Genomic DNA, 26,578 nt, shown 5'->3' on the forward strand with positions numbered 1-26,578 from the left:
CCCGACACACTTCCTTTTGCGGGTTTACTCTCAAATCATCGAGGCGTAAGCTTCGCGCGTTTTCATCAATAGCGGAGACCCACAGTGGGTACTTGTTCGAGTGACAGTTGTCGGCCGGTCTCGGTAACCGGCAGATTCTCGGCAAGATAACGCGCAGCCTTTCTCTGCCGTTGTCTCGCCGTAAAGCGAGCAGCGGCATCCCGATCATGGTCAGTTGAGACCATGTCCCGACGTCCTTCTCATCGACACTGAATGTGCGTGGTTTCGACCGTGTGGTCGTGATCGCAAACCTATCGACACGCCTGTCCTTTGTGATCGGCGCGCCAAGCCTTGCCGTGCCGGATTTTCCGGCGTACGAGGCGCGGTCGTACCTGCTCGACGGTTTCCCGGCTGACCATAGGGGCAACAGCCATGAAACTTACGCTCAAGGAATTTTTCGCAGGCTTCCTGCGTACACGCCACATCGCCCGGCACTTCCGCCGTCTGGCGCTGCTGGAATCGATCACCGACACCACGGTCAGCCGTGAAGTGCCGCCCACCCTGGCCAACACCCTGGTCGATGCGGCCCAGCGCGACAGCGGTGAGCTGCTGTCGTCACTGGGCACTCACACCGACGGTTTGACTGACTTTGAAGTCGACGCCCTGCGTGCGCAGTACGGCCTCAACGAAGTCGAGCACGAGCAGCCGCTGCCATGGTGGACCCACCTGTGGCACTGCTACAAAAACCCTTTCAACCTGCTGCTGACCCTGTTGGCGGTGATTTCGTGGCTGACCGAAGACCTGAAAGCCGCCACGGTGATTTTCTCCATGGTGGTGCTGTCGACGCTGCTGCGCTTCTGGCAGGAAAGCAAATCCAACCAGGCCGCCGACGCGCTCAAGGCGATGGTCAGCAACACCGCCACGGTGATGCGCCGCGACGAGCCGCGGATCGAACTGCCGATCAAGCAGCTGGTGCCGGGCGACCTGATCGTGCTGTCCGCCGGCGACATGATTCCTGCCGACTGCCGGGTGCTCAGCGCCAAGGACCTGTTCGTCAGCCAGGCGGCGATGACCGGTGAATCGATGCCGGTGGAAAAATTTGCCCGTCAGGCCGACCGCGACACGCGCAATCCGCTGGAGCTGGAGAACATTCTGTTCATGGGCACCAACGTGGTGTCCGGTACGGCGGTGGCGGTGATTCTCACCACCGGCAACAGCACCTATTTCGGCGCGCTGGCGCAGCGGGTCGGCGCGACTGACCGCGCGGTGACCTCGTTCCAGCTGGGCGTGAACAAAGTCAGCTGGCTGCTGATCCGCTTCATGTTCGTCATGGCGCCGCTGGTGCTGTTCATCAACGGTTTCACCAAGGGCGACTGGACCGAAGCGCTGCTGTTTGCGCTGTCGATTGCCGTGGGCCTGACCCCGGAAATGCTGCCGATGATCGTCACCTCGACCCTGGCCAAGGGTGCGGTGTTCCTGTCGCGCAAAAAGGTCATCGTCAAGCGTCTGGACGCGATCCAGAACTTCGGCGCCATGGACGTGCTGTGCACCGACAAGACCGGCACCCTGACTCAGGACAAGATCTTCCTCGCGCGCAATGTCGATGTCTGGGGTGAAGACTCCGATGACGTGCTGGAAAAGGCCTACCTCAACAGCTACTACCAGACCGGGCTGAAAAACCTGCTCGACGTGGCGGTGCTGGAACACGTGGAAATCCATCGTGAACTGAAGGTCGGCACGGCGTTTCGCAAGGTCGATGAGATCCCGTTCGACTTCAATCGCCGGCGCATGTCGGTGGTGGTCGAGGGACGTGGCGAGCCGCATTTGCTGATCTGCAAAGGTGCGGTGGAAGAAGTGCTGGCGGTGTGCACCCGTGTGCAGCACGGTGACGTCGAGGAAGCCTTGAGCGATGAATTGCTGACCCGGATTCGTCAGGTCACCGCAGCATTCAACGCTGAAGGCTTGCGCGTGGTGGCAGTGGCTGCCCGCTCGATGCCGGAAGGTCGCGACACCTACAGCCTGGCGGATGAACAGCAACTGACGCTGATCGGTTACGTGGCGTTCCTTGATCCACCGAAGGAAAGCACCGCGCCGGCACTCAAGGCTTTGGCCGAGCACGGTGTGGCGGTCAAAGTGCTGACTGGTGACAACGAACTGGTGACCGCGAAGATTTGCCGCGAAGTCGGTCTGGCACAACAGGGCTTGCTGCTGGGCAACGATGTCGAGCGCATGAGCGACGCCGAGCTGGCGGTGGCGGTGGAGAAAACCAACGTGTTCGCCAAGCTGACGCCGTCGCACAAGGAGCGCATCGTGCGCATCCTCAAGGGCAACGGGCATGTGGTCGGCTTCATGGGTGACGGCATCAACGACGCCCCGGCGCTGCGCACCGCCGACATCGGGATCTCGGTAGACAGTGCGGTGGATATCGCCAAGGAAGCCGCCGACATCATCCTTTTGGAGAAGAGCCTGATGGTGCTGGAGGAGGGCGTGCTCGAAGGGCGCCGCACCTTCGCCAACATGCTCAAGTACATCAAGATGACCGCCAGCTCCAACTTCGGCAACGTGTTCTCGGTGCTGGTCGCCAGTGCGTTCATTCCGTTCCTGCCGATGCTGCCGATGCACCTGCTGGTACAGAACCTGCTCTACGACATTTCACAGATCGCGATTCCGTTCGACAACGTCGACAAGGAGATGCTGAAGAAGCCGCAGCGCTGGCAGCCGGCGGATGTCGGGCGCTTCATGCTGTTCTTCGGCCCGATCAGTTCGATCTTTGACATCCTGACGTTCGCCTTGATGTGGTATGTGTTCGATGCCAACACTCCGGATCACCAGACCCTGTTCCAGTCCGGCTGGTTCGTGGTGGGGCTGCTGACCCAGACGCTGATCGTGCATATGATCCGCACGCCGAAGATCCCATTCCTGCAAAGCCGTGCAGCGATGCCGCTGCTGGTGATGACCGGGATCATCATGGCGGTCGGAATCTTCCTGCCGATGGGGCCGCTGGCCAACTACTTCAAACTGCAGGCGCTGCCGTCGATGTACTTCGTGTTCCTGCCGATGATCCTGCTGGCGTACATGGCGCTGACCCAGGCGGTGAAAGGCTTCTACATCCGCCGGTTCGGCTGGCAATAACAGCAGGACAACGCTGTTCCCTCTGTAGGAGTGAGCCTGCTCGCGATGGCAATCCGTCAGTCAAAATTTCAACGACTGACACACCGCTATCGCGAGCAGGCTCACTCCTACAGGGGATTCGGATGTTTTCAAGGACAAGACTATGCAAGCCATCAACAACCTCAACCTGACTTCTTTGCTCGACACGCTGGTCAGCCTCAGCGCAGCGTTCATCCTCGGTGGCCTGATCGGTTTCGAGCGCCAGTACCGGCAACGCACCGCCGGCCTGCGCACCAACGTGCTGGTGGCGGTCGGCGCGGCAATTTTCGTCGACATGGCCAACCGTCTCGGCGGTGCTGAAGGCGCGGTGCGGGTGGTCGCCTACGTGGTTTCCGGCATCGGCTTTCTCGGTGCCGGGGTGATCATGCGCGAAGAAGGCAACGTGCGCGGCCTCAACACCGCCGCGACCTTGTGGACGTCAGCCGCCGTTGGCGCCTGCGCCGGTGCCGACCTGCTGGCCGAAGCGGTGCTCGGCACGCTGTTCATTCTGGCCGCCAACACCTTGCTGCGGCCGATCGTCAACAACATCAACCGCCAGCCACTGGACGTGGTCTCGGCCGAAGTCACCAACATCGTTTACGTGATCGCCCGGCGCTCGCAGCAGAAAGCCGTGTTCGCCCTGCTCGAAGCCGAGCTGGAACGCAGCAACTACCCGGCCAGCGACGTCGATGTGCACGCCTTCGGTGCCGACGAAATCGAGATAGAAGCCACGCTGGCGACCACTTCGGTCGACGGCGATGAACTCGATGCGCTGGTGGCGCGGATCTCGACTTCAGCGCTGGTGGTGCAGGCGTTCTGGAGTCCGAGTACCACCGAATAAGGCCACAACGTCGGGCAGCCATTCGGCATGGCTCATGGGTGCGGATGAATGACCGGTTTTTTAGGAAAAGTCCTACAGAACTGCTCCTGAGGCTTGCGTAGTCTTGGCGCACCCATCCACCTCACGAGATCGAGCATGATCAATAAAGCCCTGCGTATCCTGATTGCCGATTCGCAGCATTTTCACCGGATGAAAATCGAGCGCCTGTTCAATGGCCTCGAATACTTCCGGGTTGCTCCGGTACAGAGTCTGTTTGAGCTGCTGACCCTGGTGGACTACGGCTGCGCACCGTTCGACGTCGTAGTCATCAACGCCGAGCTGGCGGCCGGATCGCTGGACCTGCAGGGGTTTTTCCTCAACAACCCGCAGGTGCGCCACGTCCTGATCTATAACGAACCCACGGCACCGGCGCTGACACCCGCCGGTTTCGCTCAGGAAAACCTGCAGATCAGCCATGTCGCCTTGCCCAATGCGGCCGCGATCAAGCACCTGATGGCGCGGGTCGACGTTGCCCCGTTGTGCGCAGTAAATGCCTGGAACCCGGCGCCAGCCGCGCAACGCCGGGCCTGAGCACGGATTATCCTTTCGCGCAACTGTCAGATCTGACAGGTAGATACGCTTTGCTTCCCGTGTAACAGTCTTTGCGCAGCCAACCCGGTGAGTAACAGCTGATGCCGGTGGCGCCATCGTCCTGTTTTTGCACTGGGAGCGGTCATGAAGTCAGCGCTGATCGTCGACGATCATCCGGTGGTAAGGGCTGCCGTGAAACTCGTACTCGAAGCCGAAAGATTCAAGGTGATTCACGAAGCATCCAGCGCCAGCGAAGCCATGGCGCTGAGCCGTGAGCACAAGCCGAAACTGGTGGTACTCGATCTCAAGCTGCCGGGAGTCGGCGGACTGGAGGTGCTGGAGCGGCTCAAGGCCACCGACCCCGACTGCAGAGTGCTGATCTTTACTTCTCAGGATCCGCTGCACTATCAGGATCGTTGTCTGCGTGGCGGCGCCATGGGTTACGTGGCTAAAACCAACCAGTTGCTGCAATTGCACAAGGCTGTCCAGGCCCTGATGTCGGGCTACTCCTATTTTGCTGCACTGCCTGATAGCGGCCTTGTGTCGACCCCGTCGCACCGCAGCGAAAAACAGCTGATCGACGAGCTCTCCAACCGAGAACTGAACATTCTCGTGCAGTTGGCTCTGGATAAGCCCAACAAGAAAATCGCCGCTGAAATGTTCCTCAGCCACAAGACCGTCAGCACCTACAAAACCCGCTTGATAAAAAAACTGGGGCTGCACTCAAAGTCAGCGGTGTACTTGCGCGAATTCGCCAAGCGCAACCATTTGATCTGAGTAGCACAGTGAATCTGCGACGCTGGTGGTGCGTGCTGTGGTTGAGCTTCACGGCGAGCTGCTGGGCCAGTGGTTCGCCGCAGCCTCTGGAGTTATTGAGCCAGGCAGCACTGGAGAACATTCAGGTCCCGCTCGACCCCCAGGATCAACAGTGGCTACGCCGCCATCCGACGTTGCGCATGGGGATTTCCGGGCCCGATTATCCACCGTTCGAGATCACGCGGAATCGGCAGGAGCTGGAAGGCCTCACCGCCGACTATGCCGAGTTGCTGGCGCAACTGCTCGGGGTGCGGATCGAGGTGCAACGCTACGCAAACCGCGACGCGGTGATGAGCGCACTCAAGCGCGGCGAACTCGATCTGCTGGGCACCTCGAACAATTTCGAGCTGGCCGATCCAGATTTCATCTTGTCGCGCCCCTATGCCGAAGACCAACCGATGCTGGTGACCCGGCTCGACGAAACGTTACCGGCCGACCTGACAGGCAAACGCATCGCCATGGTCGAGGACTATCTGCCGCTGACCAGCGTGCAGGCGTTCTACCCCGACGCGAAGGTGCAGCGTTACTCCTCGGCAATGGATGCGCTGGGTGCGGTAGCGTTTGGTGTCGATGACGGCTATCTCGGCGATCTGATCAGTGCCAATTACCTGATCAACACCAATTACCGCAATGACCTGCAACTGGCCGGGCCCTCGGGCCTGGATGCCAATCCCTTCGGTTTCGCCCTGCTGCGCAGTGAGGTGCGCCTCAAACGCATTATCGACAAGGCGCTGGCGGCGATTCCCATGGAGCGTCGTCAACTGATCGAGCAGCGCTGGAGCGCAGGGCGCGCGCAAATGGCCGCGCAGTCGCAGGTGCGCCTCAGTGCCAGCGAGCAGCAGTGGCTGGAGCAACATCCGCGGGTGCGGGTCGGCGTGATCGAAGACTTCGCACCGCTGACGTTTTTTGATGCCGACGGACGATTCAACGGGCTGTCGGCGCAGTTGCTCAACCTGATCAGTCAGCGTACCGGGCTGCAATTCGAGTTGGTTCGGGGGCGTTCGCTGGATCGTCAGATTGAGCAGCTCAAGGCCGGTGAACTCGACGTGTTGCCGGTGGTGACCCCGAGCGGCGAACGGGAAACCGAGCTGCAATTTACCCGTGCCTACCTGAACAATCCGTTTGTGCTGGTCAGCGCGACGACGGCCGGCAGCCCGCGCAGCCTCGCCGATCTGCCGGGCAAGCGGCTGGCGATTTATCGCGGTCATCCATTGCACGACTTTATTCTGCAGCAGGTGCCCGGGATTCGCCTGGTGGAGGTGCGCAGTCCGGCCGAGGGCATGGAGCAGATCGCCAAAGGCCAGGCCGACGTGACCGTCAGCTCGCTGCTGGTGGCGCGGTTTCTGATTGCCCGTCATTACCGCGAGCGCCTGCGCATCACCAACACGATCGGCGATCAGCCGGCACGCATTGCCCTGGCGACCGCAACGCAGGATACGGCGCTGCACACGATTCTGAACAAGGCGCTGCTGAGCATCGCGCCACAACAGATGGACGAACTGGTCGAGCGCTGGAGCCATGACGTGGTCGTGGAAGAGAGCTACTGGCAGCGTCATCGCCGCGAAATCCTGCTGGCGTTTGCCGGTGCGGCAGGGCTGCTGTTGCTGGCCTTGGCCTGGATCGGTTTTCAGCGCTCGCAGTTGCGTCAGCGTCAACAGTGGCTGCAGCAGTTGCAGCAGGCCAAGGATGCCGCCGACGACGCCAATCGGGCCAAGACTACGTTTCTGGCGACCATGAGCCATGAAATCCGCACGCCGATGAATGCCCTGATCGGCATGCTCGAAATGGCCCTCAAGCGTGCCGAGGAGGGCGTCACCGACAAGCTGGCAATCGAGGTCGCGTCCGCTGCCGGCCAGCAATTACTGGCGTTGATCGGTGACATTCTCGATATCGCACGTATCGAGTCCGGGCATTTGTCCCTCGCGCCGCAGCGGGCCAATCTGCGCGAACAAGTGATCGCGGTGTGCCGCGTATTCGAAGGGCTGGCGCGGGAGAAACGCCTGCTGTGGCAGGTCGAACTGGATGCGCACAGTGACGTCGACGTCATGCTCGACCCGACACGCTTCAAGCAAGTGCTGTCAAACCTGTTGAGCAACGCGATCAAGTTCACCGAGCAGGGTCAGGTGAGCCTGCGTTTGTCATGCTCTGCGATGCCGTCCGGGATCCTGGCGGTCGCGGTGGTGATTGCAGACAGCGGAATCGGCATCAGTGCCGATGACCGCAAACGCCTGTTCAGTCCGTTCGTCCAGGCCGCTAACCAGGGCCAGTCAGCGCGTAGCGGCTCGGGACTGGGCCTGGTGATCAGCCGTAACCTCTGCGAAATGATGGGCGGCACACTGCACCTGGACAGCGAGCCGGGGCATGGAACGCGGGTTGAGGTAAACATGCAGCTGCCGCTGTTGACCGCGCTCGAACCCGAGACGGCAGGCCCGCAAGTGGCGGACACGCCAGCGCGTTCGCTGAGCGTGCTGGTGGTGGACGATCATCCGGTCAACCGCTTGCTCCTGTGCCGGCAACTGAGTGAACTGGGCCACGCTACGGTCGATGTCGAGGATGGTGAGCTGGGCTTGCAGCGCTGGCGAACACAGGCTTTCGATGTGCTGATCACCGATTGCAACATGCCCCGGCGCAACGGTTACGAACTCGCTCGGACACTGCGTGAAGAAGAGGCGGCGAGCGGTCGGGCACGCTGCCTGATCCTCGGCTTCACTGCCAACGCGCAGGTCGAGGAGAAAGTCCGTTGTCTTGAGGCCGGCATGGACGATTGTCTGTTCAAGCCGATTCGCTTGCACGATCTGCAACAGGCATTGAAGACGGCCAGCCGCGGCGACAGTGATCAGCTGTCGAACCCGACACCGCCGCTGCCCGAGATCGACCTGAGCGCGCTTGAGCAGATGGCCGGGGACAATCCTGCAGTGATGCAACGCCTGCGCGAACAAGTGCTGCGCAGTCTGCAAGAGGATCTGCAACGGCTGGACGCTGCGCGCCAGCCACAGGATCTGAGCGAATTAAGCACCCTGGCGCATCACATCAAGGGCGGTGCGCAAATGGTCGGTGCCGCGCGAGTGGCGGCGGCGTGCGCGGAGCTCGAACAGGCGTGCCACGACGCCGAAACCCTGGCTGTCCACCGCTCGGCGGATGCGCTGCGCACGGCCATGCTCGACCTCGCGCAGCGGCTTCAGGACTGAGCGATCAATCCCACTGCGGGGCAATGCCTTTCGGGCTGGTCAGACGATGGCCGCGCTCCAGACCGGCGATCAGCGCCATGTCGGATTCGCTCAGGGTCAGCGTGGTGGCGCCGAGGTTGCTTTGCAGGTTGGCGCGTTTGGTCGACGATGGAATCACCGCGTAACCCGACTGCATCGCCCAGGCCAGAGTGACTTGCGCCGGGGTCGCTTGCAGGCGTTCAGCAATCTGCTGAATCACCGGATCCTTCAGCACTTCGCCATAGGCGAGGGTCATGTAGGAGGTGATCTGGATGCCCTGGCTGCGGGCGAACTCGACCACTTTGCGGTTTTGCAGGTACGGGTGCAGCTCGATCTGGTTGGTGGCGATGTTTTCCGCGCCGACCGCGGCGATGGCCTGTTGCATCAGCTCGATGGTGAAGTTGGACACCCCGATCTGCCGGGTCAGGCCCAGACGCTTGGCTTCGAGCAGCGCGCCCATGAATTCGGCGACTGGCACCTGATCTTCCGGCGACGGCCAGTGGATCAGCGTCAGGTCGAGGTAGTCGGTCTGCAGTTTCTGCAGGCTTTCCTTGAGGCTCTCGATCAGACGATCCTTGGCGAAGTTGGCGATCCAGATCTTGCTGGTGATGAACAGCTCTTCGCGAGCAATGCCGCTGGCGGCGATGGCCTGGCCGACCTCGGCTTCGTTCTCGTAGATCTGCGCGGTGTCGATGGCGCGGTAACCGAGTTCAAGGCCGGTGCGCACCGAATCGATGACCACCTGACCTTGCAGGCGAAACGTACCCAGACCAAAAGCGGGAACAGACATTGATGACTCCAGGGTTGCAGTGGGAATGGGCAGGAGTATCCGCGTCTGTGTCCTTGAGAAAAACCGCTGGTGGGGCAAAGCACTGTTGAGCAGAAGTCATGAATCTTTTGCCGCCGGCAACACTCCTGTAGGAGCTGCGGCACGCTGCGATCTTTTGATCTTGTTTTTCAGGATCAACAGATCGCAGCGTGCCGCAGCTCCTACAGGGCTTTGTGGATAGGTGCAGCACTGTTCTATAAGTGGAACAGTAAGGCCGGTTTTTACCGTCTAGTCCTTCAGCCGTCATGGATTTATGCTCAATCCATTGCGTCACCCACCTTTTCTGGAGGCAACCATGAAAAACATCATCGGTATCTACACCAGCCCTCGCGGCCATTGGGTCGGCGATGGTTTCCCGGTGCGCACTCTGTTTTCCTATGACAACCTGGGCAAACACATCAGCCCGTTCCTGCTGCTCGATCACGCAGGCCCGGCCGAATTCACCCCGACCACCGAGCGTCGCGGCGTCGGCCAGCACCCGCACCGTGGTTTTGAAACGGTGACCATCGTCTACGACGGCGAAGTGCAGCACCGCGACTCCACCGGCAGCGGCGGCACCATCGGCCCCGGCGATGTGCAGTGGATGACCGCCGCGTCCGGGATCCTCCACGAGGAGTTCCACTCGGATGATTTCGCCAGAACCGGCGGCAAGCTGGAAATGGTGCAGCTGTGGGTCAACCTGCCGGCCAAGGACAAAATGGCTGCGCCCGGCTACCAGACCATTCTCGACGGCGATATTCCGAATATCGCGCTGAAGGACGATGCCGGCCGGCTGCGGCTGATCGCTGGTGAGTTCGATGGGCATCAAGGCCCGTCGCACACTTTCACGCCGATCGACGTCTGGGACCTGCGGCTGAACGCCGGCAAGTTGCTGACGCTCGATCTGCACGAAGGGCGCAACACCGCGCTGGTGCTGTTGAAAGGTTCGGTGCAGATCAACGGCGTGGAAACCGCGGGTGTCGGGCAGTTGGTGCTGTTCGAGCGCGACGGTCGTCAGTTGACCCTTGAGGCCAGTGAAGATGCGGTGGTGTTGCTGCTCAGCGGCGAGCCGATCGACGAACCGATTGTCGGCCATGGCCCGTTCGTGATGAACACCGAGCAGGAAATTCATCAGGCATTCGCCGACTTCCAGTCCGGGCGTTTTGGCCAAATGCACGGGTAAATTTCACCCCTGTGGGAGCGGGCTTGCTCGCGAAAGCGCAGTGCCAGTCAATGCATGTCTGACTGATCCACCGCCTTCGCGAGCAGGCTCGCTCCCACAGGGGTTTTCCGGTGTTTTTGTGCTGGTGTTCTGCCTCTGAAATCAATTACTCCTACACTTGCCCAATCTGTGCGATCTTCTCGCGACCGGGCCCTGTCGGAGTGCTTTGATGTTGTCTTTTTTGACCGAACATCCGTTGTTTTGCGCGTTGATCCTGATCCTCCTCGATTTGGGGCTGTGGCGTCTGATCAGCTCCCGTGGCAGCGAGTGGAAGCTGCTGGTGCGGGTGCTGATTTTCAGCCTGTTCAGCGTGCTGTTGTTCAACGAAGGCCTGAATCCGATGGAGCCGGCGCCATGGGCCGACAACGTGCCGCTGCACCTGGCGGCGACCGGCTTGCAGATCGGTTGGTGGCTGTTCGGCGCGCGCACCCTGACGGTGCTGATCGGTGCGGTGATGATGCAGCGCGTCGGGCACACCGGGCGGCTGTTGCAGGATCTGCTCGGTGCGGTGATTTTCCTGATCGCGATTATCGCGGCCCTGGCCTACGTGCTGGATCTGCCGGTCAAAGGTGTGCTGGCGACGTCCGGGGCCTTGGCGATCATCGTCGGTCTGGCGTTGCAGAGCACCCTCAGCGACGTGTTCTCGGGGATCGTGCTCAACACCACCAAGCCCTATCAGATCGATGACTGGATCTCGATCGACGGCACCGAAGGCCGGGTCGTCGATATCGACTGGCGCGCCACGCGCCTGCAAACCAGTCAGGGCAGCATGGCAGTGATTCCCAACTCGCTGGCGGCCAAGGCCAAGATCATCAACTTCAGCCGTCCGAGCAACATGTTCGGGGTGGCCGTCAGTGTCCAGGTCAGCCCGCATGCCCGGCCCAATACGGTGATCGACGCGCTGGAACGGGCGATGCAGGGCTGCCGTCCGCTGCTGGACAATCCCTCGCCAAGCGTCGCGCTGAAAAGCTCCAGCAGCGCCGGTGCGGAATATGAAATCAGCGGTTTTGTCTCGTCGATGGATCAGAAGCGCTCGGTGCGCAATCAGCTGTTCGATCTGGCTTACCGGCATCTGCAGGCGTCCGGTGTCAATCTGTTGTCGAGTGTCGAACCGATCGTCGCCGGCAACCTCTCGCGGCCACGGGCGCTGCTCGACAGTTCGCCGATTTTCTCCACGCTGCGCCAGGAAGAGAAAGACACCTTCAGCCAGAACATGACCCTGCAAACCTTCCGTGCCGGCGAGACGATCCTCGAAGCCGGGGAGGTCAGCGATCATTTGTTCATCATCGAATCGGGCGTGGTCAGCGTGACCTTGACTCGCCATGGCAGCCCGTTTGAATCCGGGCGTATGGGACCGGGGGAGGTGATCGGCGAGGCCGGCATCCTCTCCGATTCGTCTGTGCCGGCGACCTTCGCGGCGAAAACCTTCTGTGCGCTGTACCGCATCGAGAAGACCTATCTGAAGCCGTGCCTGGATGCCCGCCACGACATCAACGAGGCGATGAAAGCCTTGCTCGATTATCGCCTGCACAAGGCCCAGACCCTGACTCAGGACGTGCCGACCGTGGTGGCGAAAACCGGGTTCCTGCACTGGTTGCGCAATCGCGTGTGACAGGGTGGTCTACTCGTCTTCCGGGAGATTGGCTATTTGTCCGGGGCAAGTGCGGGACTACCTTAGTCACACATTCACTGGCCCCGGAAACTCAATCATGAAAGCTCGTACCGATTTCTACACCGCCTCCCCAGACGCCCTGAAAGCGATGATCGCCCTGGAAACCGCGGTCTCGAAACTGCCGCTGGAAAAGACCCTGGTCGAACTGGTCAAGCTGCGCGCTTCGCAGATCAACGGCTGTGCGTTCTGCATTGACATGCACACCGCTGACGCGATCAAGGGCGGCGAAACCCCGCGTCGACTGTTCGCCGTCACCGCGTGGCGTGAAGCGCCATTCTTCACCGAGCGTGAGCGCGCTGCGCTGCTGTGGACCGAATCGCTGACCCAACTGAGCCTGACCCACGCCCCGGACGAAGACTACGACATCGTCGCGGCGCAATTCACGCCCAAGGAAATGGTCGACCTGAGCGTGGCGATCAGCACCATCAACAGCTGGAACCGTCTGGCCGTGGGCTTCCGCAAAATCCCGCAGCTCTAAGCCCCAGACACAATCTTTTGTAGGAGTGAGCCTGCTCGCGATAGCGATTATCCGTTCAACATTAATGTTGAATGAACTGGCGCCATCGCGAGCAGGCTCACTCCTACAGGGGGCATGCATTGCAGATCTGGATCAATGCCCATCCGCACTCGGCGCGGCCGGTGGTTGTACCTTGCGCATCAAGGGCACCATCGCCGTGGCGATGATGAAGCACAGCATGATCATCAAAAAGGTGTCGCCATAGGTCTGGGTCTGCGCCTCGCGGTAGGTCAGCAGCCACAGTTGACGCAGGCCTGCGGTGACGCCGACGTCACCACTCTGACCCAGTGTCGCCAGGTTGCCACCGACCTGCGCCAGCCACTGATTCATCGCCTCGTTGCTGCTGTTCAAATGCTCGGCCAAGCGGGTGAAGTGCAGGTTGGTGCGGTCATTGAGAATGGTCGCGCACGCAGCAATGCCGATCGCTCCGCCCAGATTGCGCATCAGGTTGAACAGCCCCGAAGCGTGCTTCAAGCGCGCCGGTGCCAAGCCCCCCAAGGTCAGCGTCACCGCCGGCGGCACCGCCAGTTGCTGAGCGATCCCGCGCAGCGCTTGCGGTAGCATCAACTGGCCGGAACCCCAGTCGTGGGTGATCGGACTGAACTCCCACATCGACACGGCAAACAAGCCCAGGCCGATCATCATGATCCAGCGCAGATCCATGCGATTGGCGAGAAAGGCGTACAGCGGAATCGCCATGATCTGGAACACCCCGGTGGAAAAAACCGCCAGACCAATGTCCAGTGCGCTGTAGCCTCGCACCCGGCCGAGAAACAGCGGGGTCAGGTAAATCGTTGCGAACAGGCCGATCCCGGTGACAAAGGAAAAGAAACAGCCCAGGGCAAAATTGCGATCCTTGAGCGCGCGCAGATCGACGATCGGATTGGCCACGTGCAAGGTGCGTCCGATGAAGGCCAGACCCGCCAGACCGCTGATCCATGCCGTGGTCAGAATCGTTTGATCGCTGAACCAGTTCCAGCGCGGGCCTTCTTCGAGGGTGTATTCCAGGCAGCCGAGAAACAGCGCGAGAAACACCATGCTCAGGTAGTCCGCGCCCTTGAGCAGCGCCAGCTCCGGCTGGTCGATTTTCACCAGCATCGGCACGGCCACCGCAACGAAAATTCCCGGCACCAGGTTGATGTAGAACAGCCAGTGCCATGAGGAAATGTCGGTGATCCAGCCGCCGATCACCGGCCCCAAGGTCGGCGCCAGCGACGCCACCGCACCGATGGTTGCGGCGGCGATCACCCGTTGTTTGCCGGTGAAGAAAAAGAACGCGGTGGTGAACACCAGCGGAATCATCGAACCGCCGAGAAAGCCTTGCAGCGCACGAAAGGCGATCATGCTCTGGATGTTCCAGGCCACGCCGCAGAGCAGGCTGGCCAGGGTGAAACCGACGGCCGAGGCGCAGAACAGCCAGCGTGTGGAGAACACCCGCGACAGCCAGCCCGACAGCGGGATCACGATGATTTCGGCGATCAGATAACTGGTCTGCACCCACGCGGTTTCATCGGTGCCGGCCGAGAGCCCACCGCCGATATCGCGCAACGACGCCGAGACAATCTGGATGTCCAGCAGCGCAATGAACATGCCGATGCACATCGTGGCGAAGGCGAAGACCTTGGTCGCGGTGGCCATGTCGGCGGCATTGAACGGTTGCGCCGGGGCGGTGAGGGCGGTGCTCATGGCGCGATGGCCACGGCGCTGGTTTCGGCTTGTGCGCGGGTGTCGACTTCAGCGGTCACCGACAGCCCCGGCCGCAGATGCCCGAGCACGCCGTCGGCCGGATCGAGCAGGATTCGCACCGGCACTCGCTGGACGATTTTGGTGAAGTTACCGGTGGCGTTCTCCGGCGGCAGCACGCTGAATTGCGAGCCGGTGGCGGGGGCGAGGCTGTCGAGGCGGCCATGGAATTCCTGGCCGGAGAGTACGTCGGCGCGGATGCTCACCCGTTGCCCGGGTTTCATCCGCGCCAGTTGGTCTTCTTTGAAATTGGCATCTACCCACAGACCGCTGGCCGGTACCACCGACAACTGTTGCGACCCGGCCTGGGCATAGGCGCCGACCCGTGCGCGACGGTTGCCGATCACGCCATCGACCGGCGCGCGCAGTTCGGTGTAGCCGAGATTCAATTGCGCCAGATCACGCTCGGCGCGGGCTTGTTGCAGGGCGGCGCGGGCCTGTTGTTTCTGGGTGTCGATCACCGCCAGTTGGCGCTGGGCGGCGAGCAATTCAGCCTGGGCGCGAGCGCTCAGGGCTTGCGCGGTCTTGAACGTCGCGTCGGCACGCTGGGCACTTTCCACCGACACGGCATTGGTGCTCACCAGACGTTTGTAGCGCGCATTGTCATCCCGCGAGCGGGCGGTTTCGGCACCGGCGGCATCGATGCCGGCGCGGGCCTGGCCGATCACCGCTTGCTGCAGTTGTTCAGTGGCGTCGAGGTTGGCCAGCAGCGCCTCCTCGGCGGAAACGGCGCCCTCGGCTTTGGCGAGGCTGGCGCGATAGTCACGTGCGTCGAGGCGGATCAGCACCTCACCGGCCTTCACCAATTGGTTGTCGCTGACCAGCACTTCTTCGATGTAACCGGCGACCTTCGGCCCGATCACCGTGACGTCGCCACCGATGTAGGCATCGTCGGTCTCTTCAAGAAATCGCCCGGTGCCCCACCAGTGCGCGGCATACATGCCGACCACGACCAGCGCGACCAGGCCAGAGCCGGTCAGCAGCAGGCGTTTGCGCAGTGGCGGCTTGGCGGAGGTGACCGGGGCAGACAGGTCTGGCTCAACGGTTGGCATGCTGGTCATGGCGTAATACCTGCGGAAACGGGCTGTTATTACGGCTGTAATATGACGCAAGTAATATTTTGTGGCAATTATGTTTTTGTGCCGATCGTCAGTTGCTTACCCGGCCTCGGGGTTTGGAGCGGTTTCGACAAACGACAGCGCCCGTAATACGGGGGCAAATCTTCGAGAACTCGATGAAAGCCCTCGGGGAACCCCTGAGGCGGTGACGTTGAACGCAGTAAAATCAAATGTTTAAGAAATGTAAGCGTTGTAGGAAGCGTCTTGCATTTGTGTAGGAAGGCTCTGACTATCACTCGCATTGATGAGGTGGCATTACGCTACTTTATGATTGCAAGGATGTTGCGTGCCGTATTTGCTTTGCGCTGTTTTCCGTCGTCGTTCCACGCTTTGCCCGCTGTTGTCGGCCTTTGTGTTGAGTGTGTGTGCCTCCTCGATTCAAGCGGCTGATCCTGTTGTGCCGGGCCAGGAAGTGCTGCGCCAGCAGCAACAGCAACAGCGCGATCTGCAACAACTGCAGATGGAACAACGCAAGCGCCAACTGGAGCGCGGTGCGTTCGGTCCTGCGCCCGCCACCCCAGTGCTCCCGCAGACCGTCACCCCCGATGAACGCTGCTGGCCGCTAAGCGGCACGCGCATTGGTGGCGTCACGCTGATCGACAGCGCCAAGCTCAACGCCCGGATCAAACCGCTGCTGGCGCCGTGCATGGGCGTCGGCCAGATCAACCATCTGCTGGCGACCATCACCGCGGCCTACGTCGAGCAGGGCTACATCGCCAGCCGCCCGTACCTGTTGAGCGCGCCAGCGGCGGGGCAGTCGCTGGACATCATGATCGACGAGGGCTACATCGAGTCCATCGAGCTGGCCGATCAGAGCCTGCCCGTTTCGCTGGGTGGCGCGTTCCCGCACATGCTCGGCCAGCCGCTGAACCTGCGCGATCTGGAGCAGGGTCTGGATCAGTTGAACCGTTTGCGCTCGATTGACCTGACCGCCGACATCGCCCCCGGCAGCCAGCCCGGCGCGTCGCGAATCATCCTGCGCTCGCGCACTTCCGGGCAGTCGCGCTGGGCGTTGGGCCTGGGCATGGACAACCTTGGCAGCGCCAGCACCGGGCGTGATCGCGACAGCGTCAGCCTGAGCTTCGACAGCCCGCTGCAACTCAACGATCTGTTGAGCCTCAGTGCCAGCGACACGTTGAATCAGGGCGACCGCTACAGTCGCAACGCCAGCCTGTATTACGCGATTCCCTACGGCTACTGGACCTACAGCGCATTCGCCAGCCACGCCGAATATCGCGCGCCGTTCAAACTGCCCAGCGCGACCTTGTACAGCACCGGCATCACCGATCAACTGAGCCTGCGCGCCGACCGCGTGTTGTGGCGCGACCAGAGTCGCCAGCTCAGCGCCAACCTGCAACTGGCGCACAAAGACGTCGACAGCTATCTGGAAAATGTCCGTCTGGGCATTCAAAGCCCGACCCTGACCGTGGCCGAAGCCGGACTCAATCTGTTCTGGCTCGACCGTGCGGTGTGGAATCTCGACTTCAGCTACTCACAAGGCTTGCGCTGGCTGGGCGCCGATGACGACGCCAATCATGCGGTCAACAATTTGCCCAAAGCGCAGTTTCGCAAGTACCGCGCCGGCCTCAGCCAATGGCGCAACGGCCAGTTCGGCGCGCAAGCGTGGCAGTGGCAGAGCCAGCTCAATCTGCAATACAGCCCTGACCCGTTACCGGCCATCGAACAGTTGCTCGGCACCGACGATTCTGCGGTGCGCGGCTATCGGGTCAGCAGCGCATCCGGGGCCAGCGGCGCGATCTGGCGCAACACCTTGCGTCTGCCGCTGCGCAGCGATTGGCCGGTGCAGATCACCCCGCGCGTGGGCCTGGACAACGGCTGGCTCAAGGCTGACCACGGCGCCCAGGGCCAACGCCTAAGCGGTGCCAGCGTCGGGCTGAATCTGGGCTGGAAGAATCTGCAAGTGGACGTCGATTACCAACGCGCCCTCAACACCCCCAAAGGTTTGCAGCACGAGCCGGAGACCTGGCTGATGCGCGTGGGGTTGCAGATATGAGCACCAGCGAGACTCATCAAGCAGTGAACAAACAGCCGTCGGATCTGAGCGCGACAGCCACGGCCAAGACTAAATCGCGCGCCGTGATGCCGTACTTACATGGAGACGTTTTTATGCCAGCACACACCTTTGCATTCCATCTTTCTCCTCGGGGCAAACTGCGCTGGGCGATCGCCAGCCTGTTCTTCGCCGTGCACCTGCCCAGCGCCATCGCCGGCGGTGTGGTGGTCGCTCCCGGCCCCGGCGGCACCGCGCAATTGCAGACGCAGGGCGGCGTGCCCATCGTCAATATCGTCGCGCCCAACGGCTCGGGCCTGTCGCACAACCAGTTCCTCGACTACAACGTCGACCGTCAGGGTCTGGTGCTGAACAACGCCTTGCAGGCCGGGCAATCGCAGCTCGCCGGGCAACTGGCAGCCAACCCGCAACTGCAGGGCCAAGCGGCGAGCGTGATCCTCAACGAGGTGATCAGCCGCAACCCTTCGGCGATCAACGGCGCCCAGGAAATCTTCGGCCGCGCGGCCGATTATGTGCTGGCCAACCCCAACGGCATTTCGGTGAACGGCGGCAGTTTCATCAACACGCCTAACGCCAGTCTGCTGGTCGGTCGTCCGGAATTGAACGACGGCAAACTGCAAGCCTTGAACACCCGCGACGCCAGCGGTCAGTTGCAGATCCAGAGTGGCGGCCTGCGTAACGCCGAGGGTTCGGTCAATCTGATCGCCCCGCGTATCGACAGCCAGGGCCGCATCGATGCCCGCGATCAGTTGAACCTCACGGTCGGACGCAATCAGATCGATTACGCCAGCGGTCAGGTCAAAGCCGTGGATCCGGCGGGCAACACCCAGGATCAACGCATTGACGCCAGCCTGTTCGGTGCGATGCAGGCCGGGCGCATCAACATCGTCAGCACCGCCGAAGGCGCGGGCGTGCGTGTGGGGGCGGTGCAAGTGGCCGGGCGTGACGGGGTGCAGATCCGTTCCGCTGGCGACCTCAGCGTCAGCGGTGAAGCCATCCCCAACAGCCTCGATGTGACCCGTGCCGGCATTCGCAGCAGTCAGGGTGATGTCGGGCTGCACAGCGGCAACGACCTGAACCTGGTCGCCACCGATGTCAGTGCTCGCGACGTCAGCGTCAATGCCAAGCGCAATCTGACCCTGAGCAGCGTCGAAAGCCGCAAGCTCCAGGAGCAGCGCGAAAACTGGAGCAACAGCACCATCGGCATCACCTGGGAAACCTACGACCGCACCCAGACCGACAGTGAAACTCGCCAGCACGGCAGCCAGATCGTCGCCAGCCGCGACGTCAAGCTGACTTCCGGCAAAGACACCGAACTCAAAGCCGCCAAGGTTGAAGCGGCGAAAAATCTCGATGTGCAGAGTGGCGGTGATCTGCGCCTGACTGCGGCCAGCGAAAGCCATATCCAGACCGATCAGGGCAACCATCGCAAGCATCTGTGGAAGGCTGACTGGAACAACAGCAGCGAAGAACAGCACAGCATCGGCAGCCAGTTGAAGGGCGGCAATATCGCGCTGCAGACCGCCGCGTTGTTGCGCGCCGAAGGTGCCGAACTGAACAGCACCGGCGATGTGAAACTGGCGGGCAAGCAAGTGGACGTCACCACCGCCACGCGCACCAGTCGCAGCAACAACAACAGTTACTCCGGCGACCTGGTGGGTGGCGGTTTCTTCGGCAAGACCGGTGACGCTGACAAGGGCCAGACCCGGCATCAGGGCAGCAAAATCAATGCGGCGGGCAAACTGATCGTCAAGGCTGACGACGTGCGCATCAGCGGCAGCCAGGTCCGTGGCGGCACCGAGGCCAGCGTGATCAGCGATCAGGGTTCGCTGGTGATCGACGGTGTGCAGGACACTTCGCACAGCAACAACCACGACAAGGACAGCAAGTTCTTCGGCATCAGCAAGGACGAGTCACGGCAGAACGCCAAAGACAGCACCACGCTGCGCAGCGAGCTGGTTTCCGACAGCAATCTCAAGCTCAAAAGTGCCAAGGACATCGAAGTCGCCGGCTCCACGGTCAAGGCCGGCGGCGCGCTGACGGCGGACGCCGCCGGTGATGTGAACGTGCATTCCACGCAGAACACCCACGACAGCAGCTCGACCAGCGAGACCCGTGGCTTCGATGCCTACGCCAAGGAGCAAACGCCGGAGCAATACCGCGCCGGGGTGCACTACGAAGACAAGCAGCAGACCGTCACCCGCAACGACGTCAACCAGCAAGGCTCGAGCCTCAGCGGCGGCAGCGTGCAGGTGAAGGCCGGCGGCGATCTGACGATCAAGGGCGGTGAAGTCAAATCCACGGCCGGCGACACCACGCTGGCCGGCAAAAATGTGTCGTTGCTGGCCGAACAGGACAGCCACAAAACCTCATCCGACACCTCCAGTACTGGCGGCGGTTTCTACTACACCGGCGGCCTCGACCGCGCCGGCAGTGGCGTCGATTTTGCCCACAGCACCACGCAAGACAGCAGCAGCAAAACCACCGCGCAAACCACCAATGTGCAAAGCAGCGGCAGCCTGAACATCAATGCCGACAAACTGCTGACCGAAGGCGCGCAGGTCAAGGCTGGCAACGGTCTGAACGTCGCGGCCAACGAGGTCGACAACCGCGCGGCGAGCAACACCGAAAGCAGCACTCACAATCAGAGCACTTGGTCGGCGGACATCGGCGCCAACGTCGAATACAAGGACATCGCCCGCCCGATTGCCGGTGCGGTCAAGGATGTGCTCAACGCCAAGGTGCCGGACAAGGAAGCCCTGAGCAATCTCGGCCAGCCGAACGTCGGCCTCGACGTGGCGATCGGTCACGGCAGCGCCGACAAGACCGAGCAGAGCAGCAACGCTGTGGTCAGCCGTTTCGACGGCGGCAGTGTCGACGTGAAAACCGCCGGCACCCTGCACGACCAGGGCACCCAGTACAGTGCGAGCAACGGCATGGTCAACATCAGCGCTGACAAACTGGTTGCCGATGCCGCGAGCAACACTCACAGCAGCACCGATAACTCGGTGGACGCCAAGGTCGACGTGCGCGTCTACACCAAGACCGGCGAGGACGTGAACGTCGCCGGCAGCGGCGCCGGTGGCAACAGCTACAGCAGCAAGGACAGCAGCACCGCAGTGGTCGGCGGTTTTGCCGGCAGCCAAGGCGTGAACATCAAGGTGGGCGGTGATGCGCAGTTCGCCGGCAGCCGTTTCGACGGCGGGCAGGGCGGTGTGAGCATCAAGACTGACGGCGATCTGGCGCTGAATCAGGCAAACGACCGTCAGAGCAGCAGCGACTCCAGCCTGCGCGGCAACGGCTCGCTGACCGTCGGCACCTTGCCGGGCACCGACGGCACCAACGTCGACCTCGGCGCTGGCTTCCAGCTTGACCACACCGGCAAGCAGACCTCTGACACTCAGGCTCACGTGGCGAGCATCAGCGGCAACGGCCCGGTACAACTGAGCAGCGGTGGCAATCAGGTCCAGCAAGGCACGCAGATCGACAGCGCCGGCGGCATTGAGCTGCACGCTGACGGCAAACTCGATCTGCAAGCGGCCGTTGATACCCACACCGCGACTGGCAGCAATCTCGGCGGCGGTTTGAAGGGCGGCGGCAGCAAATCCAGCAGCGAGAAGAGTCGCGATCAGGGCGGTAATCTGAGCGGTAACTTCAACATTGGTCGGGTCAACGAAAACTCGCAAACCCTGACCGGTGGCCAGCTCAACAGCCAGAGCAACGTCGCCTTGAGCGGTGACGCGGTGCACCTGCAAGGCACGCAAGTCAGCGCGCCGAACGTCAGCATCAATGCGCAGAAGGGTGGTTTGGTTCAGGAATCGGCGCAGTCCACCGAGAGCCGCAACAACTGGAACGTCGCGCTGAATGCCGGCGGCAACCTGAGCAGCAAGACCCCGACCGCAGCCGATGAAAAGGCCAGCAGTGACCACGGCTTCAACGCCGGGGCCAAGGTCGGCGTCGATTACCTGCAAGGCACCACCCAGCAGAACAGCCAGATCAAGGCTGACAGCGTGGTGCTTAACAGCGCTGGCGATGCACAGATGTCAGGTGCGCGGATCGACGCGAAAAATGTCAGTGGCAAGGTCGCTGGTGATCTGACCGTCGAAGTCCGCCAGGACTCGAAGACGCAGGCCAAGGTCGATGTTGATCTGGGCCTGACGGCGAAGAAAAATCCACCGAGCGACAAGGAAAAGCTCGCCGGCACTGACTACAAACCAACGTTGAAAGCGCAGGGCGAATACGCGCACAAGGACAGCGTCGCGCAGGCGTCCGGCATCAGTGGCAATCAGGGTGTGAAGTTGAACGTTGGTGGTGGTACGCAGCTGACCGGCGCACGGATTTCATCGACGGACGGCAAGGTCGATCTGGGCGCTTTGAAGGTCGTTGGCAGCGATCTGGTCAACCGTGACTACGGGGTGAAAGCCGGACTGGACCTGCCGCAGAAAACCGAGGAGAACGCACCGAAGGTGTCGTTCGATAACGGCAATCTGAAAGTCGGTCCGGTGACCCTGAGCGGGAATCTGGACAGCCAGACCCTACAGGCCGGGATCGACGAAAAAGGCTGAGCAGCACCGCTGTAAAAACTGTGGGAGCGGGCTTGCTCGCGAAGGCGTCAGTTCAGTCAGCGAGGCTGTTGACTACCAGCGCCTTCGCGAGCAAGCTCGCTCGTTTTGATCTGTCGCATTACCGCGAAGATAGTCGCTGCGCAACCATCGCATGCAAATACGCAAGTCGAATATATATATCAAAAATGAATATTCGGCATAGCGAAGAGTTTTAAAAAACTGTCATTTATAACAGTTGTGAGAGTTTCCTTGAAAACTGAAGATCAGGTTCCGGTACTTCAAACCAGATTGGTTTTATCCCGGCCTTTATCAGGTCATTTCAAGGAGCTGCAAAAATGAGCGATATCACATTTCCGGATGCAGAAAACGGCGTCATCAATTGCCGTTCGAATCCAATGGGCGGTGTAAGGGTTAAAGTGAGGCTGTTGCCAGACACGCAGATCGGGGCCGTATTGAAACTGAACTGGCAGGGATATACCGATCAAGCGGGCGAGCAACCCATTTTCGATACCGAGACTTCGCTCAAGCACGCTATCACTTCGGAGGACATCTCCGAGGGTGTTGTAATAACAGTCGGTGATTGGTCAAAGCATATCAAGCCTATTAAAGATGGATCGGCCCGTGCTACCTATGCAATCAATGGTGGCGAGGTGGGGGATGCACTGGTCCAGGTAAGATTGTTAAATGCTGCAGGGCAGTCATGCGACGAAGTTTGAGGTGCAAAAAGGCTGATTTGCACAGTGAAGCGGGATCTGTTGCGGGCGCAACGTCTTGAGGTCACTGAAGGATCCAGAACCGTCGGGGCGCAACAGTTCCGGATCGCGTAGCTCGGTTGCAATCGCCTCAGTCCCAGTCAACGCGAGTTGACCGGGACTGCTTGCCGCAGAGGGTCAGCTCGAAGCCTTCGCCTTACCCCCACTCATCAGCACGACCACCGCCAGCAGCGCGGACAGGATCGAACCCAGCAACACCCCAACTTTCACCGAGTCGACCAGATGCGGCGCGCCCGGGAACGCCAGCGCGCCGATGAACAGGCTCATGGTGAAGCCGATCCCGCAGAGCAGGGCGACGCCGTACAGCTGCAGCCAGCTCGCGCCTTGCGGCAGTTGTGCCAGACCACTGCGAATCGCCAGGGCGCCGAGGCCGAGGATACCGATCTGCTTGCCGAACAACAGCCCCAGCGCCACGCCCAGTGGTACCGGCTCAAGCAGGTTGCTCGGAGAAATGCCGGTCAGCGACACACCCGCGTTGGCGAAGCCGAAAATCGGCACCACGGCGAACGCCACCCACGGATGCATTTTTTCTTCGAGGTACAGCAGCGGCGAGTTGTGCTCGTCTTCGGGATTTCCCAGCGGAATGCACAGGGCCAGAATCACCCCGGCGAGGGTCGCGTGGATCCCCGATTGCAGCATGAAGAACCACAGGAAGGCGCCGGCGATCAGGTATGGCCAAAGTTTTCTGACACCGCAGCGGTTGAGGATCACCAGCAGTGCAATCACTGCCAACGAGGCCAGCAGCATGCTCACCGACAGGCCGCTGGTGTAGAAAATCGCGATGATCACCACTGCGCCCAGGTCATCGAGGATGGCCAGCGCCGAGAGGAAGATTTTCAGCGACACGGGCACCCGTTTGCCCAGCAGCGACAGCACGCCCAGGGCGAAAGCAATGTCGGTGGCGGCGGGGATCGCCCAACCGCTCAGGGTCTGCGGATTGCCCCAGTTGATCGCGACGTAGATCAGGGCCGGGACCAGCATCCCGCCCAGCGCGGCGAAGCCCGGCAGCGCGCGCTGACCCCAGGTCGACAACTGACCGGCGAGCAATTCGCGCTTGATCTCCAGGCCCACCAGCATGAAGAAGATCGCCATCAGGCCATCATTCACCCAATGCTCGATCGACAGACCGGCGATCTTGATGTGCAAGGTCGAGAAATACGTGGCCGCCCAAGGCGAGTTGGCGACCAGCAGCGCGGCCAGGGCAGCGGCCATCAGAATCAGGCCACCGGCGGATTCGGCAGCGAAAAAACGCGAGAGAAAGGCCAGGGCAGAAGGCGACTCCTGGCGGGCAGGGGCAGTCTGCAGGCGTGACGGATCGTGGCTCATAGGCACAGCAACTCCGCGCGGCGGCCCGACCTGCGCTGAATTAAACCTGCCCTGCCGCGTTGTTGCGGTGGCACCCGGGCGGCATTTTACACAATAGGTGGGACGGCTGCGAAAAACTCGACGACGTGGGTCGCTGCCCGGCAATTTCTCGATACGTGGAAATTGGCTTCCTGATGTGTGCTTAGCTGTGCGCCGTCCGTTTCAGCCTCTGACCCTTTATAAAAATGAAAACAACCCTCGTCGCCTTATTCGCTTTGTTATCAGTCATTCAGACCTCCCTGTCCGTGGCAGAAAATGCCAACGGCAAAAATCTTTATGTCCAGCGCTGTGCTGTGTGCCACGGCGCCGATATCAAGGCAACCGGGCCATTGGCCAATAAAAGCAATCCGCCAACGCCTGACCTGACAACAGCCACCTTCAAGAAACGCCTTAAGGATTATCCGGGCGTCATCGTGTCCTCGATCATCCTTCGTCCCAATGGAAACCTGATTCCAAAAACCTTGCAGGACAACGGCGTGAAGATCGCGCCGCACGCCTGGAGCGTTCAGGATTTTCGCGATCTGCATCAATACATGAGTGAGGTTATTGCAAAAGCACGATGACCTGGAGATGAACGGCGGATCGGGTCTCCAAGGAATGAATTGCCGGCCTTAATAGGAAGCATTACTATTCACGCCCTTTCCACAGCACGCCGTTATGAACCCCATGCTGCCCCGCAGACCCGGCTTTTTCGAGCATTACGAAGAGTTGATCGGCACCTGGACCCGGCGTCTGCGCAATCGCGCGCAGGCCGAGGATCTGGCGCACGACACCTTTGTGCGGGTGCTAGAATCCGATTCGGCAGCGGTGCAGCAGCCACGGGCGTATCTGCACCAGACCGCACGCAACATCGCGGTCGACGGTTATCGGCGTGAGGATCGGCGGGAAGCCATGGAGTCGCAGGCGATCGATCACAGTGTGTCGTCCACCGGCGACCCGGAGCATTACATGCAGGCGATCCAGTTGGCCGACTCCATCGAACGGGCGCTGCAGGAACTGCCGCTCAACTGCCGGAAGATTTTCGTCTGGCAGAAGATCGAAGGCCTGACCCAGGCGGAAATCGCCGAACGCCTGGGGCTGTCGAGGAACATGGTCGAAAAGTATATGATCCGCACCCTGCGCCACTTGCGCGATCGCCTTGACGGCATGCAGTCATGAGCGGCCACCGCTTTTCATCCCCAGCCCGACAGGACATTCCATGATGGATACCCGTGATTGCGCGTGCGGGCAAACAATGGTGCGCGATGAGGCGGCACGCTGGTTTGTGCGTTTGCAGGAACCGCTGATCAGTGCCGACGAACAGCAGCGCTTCGACGTCTGGCTGAATCAGCATCCGCAGCATCGTGACGAATTCCAGTTGCTGCAAGGCTTGTGGACGGCGGCCGATCTGCTGCCGGCGCCACGTCTCAAGTCCCTCGTCGAAACCCCGCCGGCCCGTCGCGAACGTCGCCCGCTGCTGCGCTATGCCGTGGCCGCCAGTGTGCTCGCGGTGGCGCTCGGCCTCGGTCTGTTCAGCGGTCTGAATCTCCCCGACGGCTACAGCGCCGAGTTCGCGACGGCGCTGGGTGAGCGCAAGCACGTGGCGCTGCCGGACGGATCGGTGATCGACCTGAACAGCCGCAGCCGTCTGCAGGTGCGTTTTGAGAAGGATCGGCGGCTCATTGAATTGAGTGAAGGCGAGGCGCTGTTCAGCGTTCAGCACGACACCGCGCGCCCGTTCGTGGTCGAGGCCGGCAGTGGCAAGGTCACCGTGACCGGTACGCGGTTCGATGTGCGCCGCGACGTCATGCAAACCCGGGTCGCTGTGGAGCAGGGCACGGTAAAGGTGCAGGGGCGCAATGCGCCGGACAACGAGTTCATCAACTTGACGGCAGGTCTCGGTACCCACGTCGATGCCGAGGGTCGCGTCGCCGCCGCATATGCGGTCAACCCCGCCGAACTGACGGCGTGGCGCAGCGGCAAACTGGTGTTCAACAACGCCAGCCTCGGCGAAGTGGCAGCGGAAGTTTCGCGTTATCGCGACAAGCCACTGACGGTCAGCAACCCGGCCGTGGCCAGTCTGCGCCTGACCAGCGTGTTCAAATCCGACAACACCGACGCCTTGCTCAAGGCCCTGCCAAACATCCTGCCGGTGGCCGTCCGAACCCTGGCCGATGGCAGTCAGGAAATAATTTCAAAATAACATTCAGGTTTTTTTCGAG

At 61.3% G+C, this 26,578-nt stretch carries 18 protein-coding genes; 14 read left to right on the forward strand and 4 right to left on the reverse strand.

The window, feature by feature from the left end; all coding sequences use genetic code 11:
• Positions 1 to 411 precede the first annotated feature (411 nt).
• The 5 genes from mgtA (at position 412) to ACOYXG_RS09020 (ending at position 8,544) form a co-directional block, all read left to right on the forward strand.
• Positions 412 to 3,111 (forward strand): magnesium-translocating P-type ATPase, encoded by a 2,700-nt coding sequence (gene mgtA / locus ACOYXG_RS09000; RefSeq protein ID WP_460357129.1) that lies wholly within the window; start codon positions 412 to 414, stop codon positions 3,109 to 3,111.
• Positions 3,112 to 3,253: 142 nt separating this feature from the next.
• The gene (locus ACOYXG_RS09005; RefSeq protein WP_007968289.1) at positions 3,254 to 3,970 is read left to right on the forward strand and encodes an MgtC/SapB family protein; all 717 of its coding nucleotides are present in this window, start codon (positions 3,254 to 3,256) and stop codon (positions 3,968 to 3,970) included.
• Between the two features lie 135 nt (positions 3,971 to 4,105).
• Positions 4,106 to 4,540, forward strand: a complete 435-nt coding sequence (locus tag ACOYXG_RS09010) for a chemotaxis protein CheY (protein WP_103369052.1) — start codon at positions 4,106 to 4,108, stop codon at positions 4,538 to 4,540.
• A 144-nt stretch (positions 4,541 to 4,684) separates the two neighbouring features.
• The gene (locus ACOYXG_RS09015; RefSeq protein WP_460357134.1) at positions 4,685 to 5,317 is read left to right on the forward strand and encodes a response regulator; all 633 of its coding nucleotides are present in this window, start codon (positions 4,685 to 4,687) and stop codon (positions 5,315 to 5,317) included.
• Positions 5,318 to 5,325: 8 nt separating this feature from the next.
• The gene (locus ACOYXG_RS09020; protein WP_460357136.1) at positions 5,326 to 8,544 is read left to right on the forward strand and encodes a transporter substrate-binding domain-containing protein; all 3,219 of its coding nucleotides are present in this window, start codon (positions 5,326 to 5,328) and stop codon (positions 8,542 to 8,544) included.
• Between the two features lie 4 nt (positions 8,545 to 8,548).
• Here the strand turns inward: ACOYXG_RS09020 and dkgB are convergent, their stop codons facing one another.
• A complete protein-coding gene (gene dkgB, locus ACOYXG_RS09025; protein ID WP_247268317.1) occupies positions 8,549 to 9,352 on the reverse strand; it encodes a 2,5-didehydrogluconate reductase DkgB in 804 nt (267 codons plus the stop codon).
• A 334-nt stretch (positions 9,353 to 9,686) separates the two neighbouring features.
• Between dkgB and ACOYXG_RS09030 the strand changes: the two genes are divergently transcribed.
• From ACOYXG_RS09030 to ACOYXG_RS09040, 3 genes are all read left to right on the forward strand, one after another.
• On the forward strand, positions 9,687 to 10,553 hold the full coding sequence (locus ACOYXG_RS09030) for a pirin family protein (protein WP_460357140.1): 867 nt from the start codon (positions 9,687 to 9,689) through the stop codon (positions 10,551 to 10,553).
• 208 nt (positions 10,554 to 10,761) lie between these two features.
• Positions 10,762 to 12,204 carry a mechanosensitive ion channel domain-containing protein gene (locus ACOYXG_RS09035; protein WP_460357143.1) on the forward strand — a complete coding sequence of 481 codons (1,443 nt, stop codon included), beginning with the start codon at positions 10,762 to 10,764 and terminating at the stop codon, positions 12,202 to 12,204.
• A 97-nt stretch (positions 12,205 to 12,301) separates the two neighbouring features.
• A complete protein-coding gene (locus ACOYXG_RS09040) occupies positions 12,302 to 12,742 on the forward strand; it encodes a carboxymuconolactone decarboxylase family protein (RefSeq protein WP_115990283.1) in 441 nt (146 codons plus the stop codon).
• A 132-nt stretch (positions 12,743 to 12,874) separates the two neighbouring features.
• On the opposite strand, the gene ACOYXG_RS09045 is transcribed toward ACOYXG_RS09040, so the two are convergent.
• Both ACOYXG_RS09045 and ACOYXG_RS09050 read right to left on the reverse strand, forming a co-directional pair.
• The gene (locus tag ACOYXG_RS09045) at positions 12,875 to 14,467 is read right to left on the reverse strand and encodes a DHA2 family efflux MFS transporter permease subunit (RefSeq protein ID WP_027614016.1); all 1,593 of its coding nucleotides are present in this window, start codon (positions 14,465 to 14,467) and stop codon (positions 12,875 to 12,877) included.
• Complete coding sequence (locus ACOYXG_RS09050) at positions 14,464 to 15,585, reverse strand: HlyD family secretion protein (RefSeq protein WP_460357148.1); 1,122 nt, start codon at positions 15,583 to 15,585, stop codon at positions 14,464 to 14,466. The genes ACOYXG_RS09045 and ACOYXG_RS09050 overlap by 4 nt, the downstream gene beginning before the upstream one ends.
• A 343-nt stretch (positions 15,586 to 15,928) precedes the next feature.
• Here ACOYXG_RS09050 and ACOYXG_RS09055 point away from each other — a divergent pair, with 343 nt between their 5' ends.
• From ACOYXG_RS09055 to ACOYXG_RS09065, 3 genes are all read left to right on the forward strand, one after another.
• Positions 15,929 to 17,656 carry a ShlB/FhaC/HecB family hemolysin secretion/activation protein gene (locus ACOYXG_RS09055; protein WP_460357151.1) on the forward strand — a complete coding sequence of 576 codons (1,728 nt, stop codon included), beginning with the start codon at positions 15,929 to 15,931 and terminating at the stop codon, positions 17,654 to 17,656.
• Between the two features lie 113 nt (positions 17,657 to 17,769).
• Complete coding sequence (locus tag ACOYXG_RS09060; RefSeq protein WP_460357154.1) at positions 17,770 to 22,239, forward strand: hemagglutinin repeat-containing protein; 4,470 nt, start codon at positions 17,770 to 17,772, stop codon at positions 22,237 to 22,239.
• Between the two features lie 335 nt (positions 22,240 to 22,574).
• Positions 22,575 to 22,955 (forward strand): hypothetical protein, encoded by a 381-nt coding sequence (locus ACOYXG_RS09065; protein ID WP_103369061.1) that lies wholly within the window; start codon positions 22,575 to 22,577, stop codon positions 22,953 to 22,955.
• A 174-nt stretch (positions 22,956 to 23,129) separates the two neighbouring features.
• On the opposite strand, the gene nhaA is transcribed toward ACOYXG_RS09065, so the two are convergent.
• Positions 23,130 to 24,338, reverse strand: a complete 1,209-nt coding sequence (gene nhaA / locus ACOYXG_RS09070) for a Na+/H+ antiporter NhaA (RefSeq protein WP_103369062.1) — start codon at positions 24,336 to 24,338, stop codon at positions 23,130 to 23,132.
• Between the two features lie 224 nt (positions 24,339 to 24,562).
• Between nhaA and ACOYXG_RS09075 the strand changes: the two genes are divergently transcribed.
• From ACOYXG_RS09075 to ACOYXG_RS09085, 3 genes are all read left to right on the forward strand, one after another.
• Positions 24,563 to 24,940 (forward strand): c-type cytochrome, encoded by a 378-nt coding sequence (locus ACOYXG_RS09075; RefSeq protein ID WP_027614010.1) that lies wholly within the window; start codon positions 24,563 to 24,565, stop codon positions 24,938 to 24,940.
• 94 nt (positions 24,941 to 25,034) lie between these two features.
• Positions 25,035 to 25,535 (forward strand): sigma-70 family RNA polymerase sigma factor, encoded by a 501-nt coding sequence (locus tag ACOYXG_RS09080; RefSeq protein ID WP_003223490.1) that lies wholly within the window; start codon positions 25,035 to 25,037, stop codon positions 25,533 to 25,535.
• Between the two features lie 40 nt (positions 25,536 to 25,575).
• Positions 25,576 to 26,559: a FecR family protein gene (locus tag ACOYXG_RS09085; RefSeq protein WP_460357159.1), complete on the forward strand. Its 984-nt coding sequence runs from the start codon at positions 25,576 to 25,578 to the stop codon at positions 26,557 to 26,559.
• Positions 26,560 to 26,578 lie beyond the last annotated feature (19 nt).

The sequence above is a fragment of the Pseudomonas sp. G3-39 genome (assembly GCF_054790485.1).

What these genes read in the sequence shown, in the direction of transcription:
- ACOYXG_RS09075 (WP_027614010.1), top strand. Translation starts at nt 24,563, where the DNA reads ATGAAAACAACCCTCGTCGCCTTATTCGCTTTGTTATCAGTCATTCAG.
- dkgB (WP_247268317.1), bottom strand. Translation starts at nt 9,352, where the DNA reads ATGTCTGTTCCCGCTTTTGGTCTGGGTACGTTTCGCCTGCAAGGTCAG.
- ACOYXG_RS09045 (WP_027614016.1), bottom strand. Translation starts at nt 14,467, where the DNA reads ATGAGCACCGCCCTCACCGCCCCGGCGCAACCGTTCAATGCCGCCGAC.
- mgtA (WP_460357129.1), top strand. Translation starts at nt 412, where the DNA reads ATGAAACTTACGCTCAAGGAATTTTTCGCAGGCTTCCTGCGTACACGC.
- ACOYXG_RS09065 (WP_103369061.1), top strand. Translation starts at nt 22,575, where the DNA reads ATGAGCGATATCACATTTCCGGATGCAGAAAACGGCGTCATCAATTGC.
- ACOYXG_RS09050 (WP_460357148.1), bottom strand. Translation starts at nt 15,585, where the DNA reads ATGACCAGCATGCCAACCGTTGAGCCAGACCTGTCTGCCCCGGTCACC.
- ACOYXG_RS09030 (WP_460357140.1), top strand. Translation starts at nt 9,687, where the DNA reads ATGAAAAACATCATCGGTATCTACACCAGCCCTCGCGGCCATTGGGTC.
- ACOYXG_RS09010 (WP_103369052.1), top strand. Translation starts at nt 4,106, where the DNA reads ATGATCAATAAAGCCCTGCGTATCCTGATTGCCGATTCGCAGCATTTT.
- ACOYXG_RS09015 (WP_460357134.1), top strand. Translation starts at nt 4,685, where the DNA reads ATGAAGTCAGCGCTGATCGTCGACGATCATCCGGTGGTAAGGGCTGCC.
- ACOYXG_RS09005 (WP_007968289.1), top strand. Translation starts at nt 3,254, where the DNA reads ATGCAAGCCATCAACAACCTCAACCTGACTTCTTTGCTCGACACGCTG.
- ACOYXG_RS09060 (WP_460357154.1), top strand. Translation starts at nt 17,770, where the DNA reads ATGCCAGCACACACCTTTGCATTCCATCTTTCTCCTCGGGGCAAACTG.
- nhaA (WP_103369062.1), bottom strand. Translation starts at nt 24,338, where the DNA reads ATGAGCCACGATCCGTCACGCCTGCAGACTGCCCCTGCCCGCCAGGAG.
- ACOYXG_RS09035 (WP_460357143.1), top strand. Translation starts at nt 10,762, where the DNA reads ATGTTGTCTTTTTTGACCGAACATCCGTTGTTTTGCGCGTTGATCCTG.
- ACOYXG_RS09040 (WP_115990283.1), top strand. Translation starts at nt 12,302, where the DNA reads ATGAAAGCTCGTACCGATTTCTACACCGCCTCCCCAGACGCCCTGAAA.
- ACOYXG_RS09085 (WP_460357159.1), top strand. Translation starts at nt 25,576, where the DNA reads ATGATGGATACCCGTGATTGCGCGTGCGGGCAAACAATGGTGCGCGAT.
- ACOYXG_RS09080 (WP_003223490.1), top strand. Translation starts at nt 25,035, where the DNA reads ATGAACCCCATGCTGCCCCGCAGACCCGGCTTTTTCGAGCATTACGAA.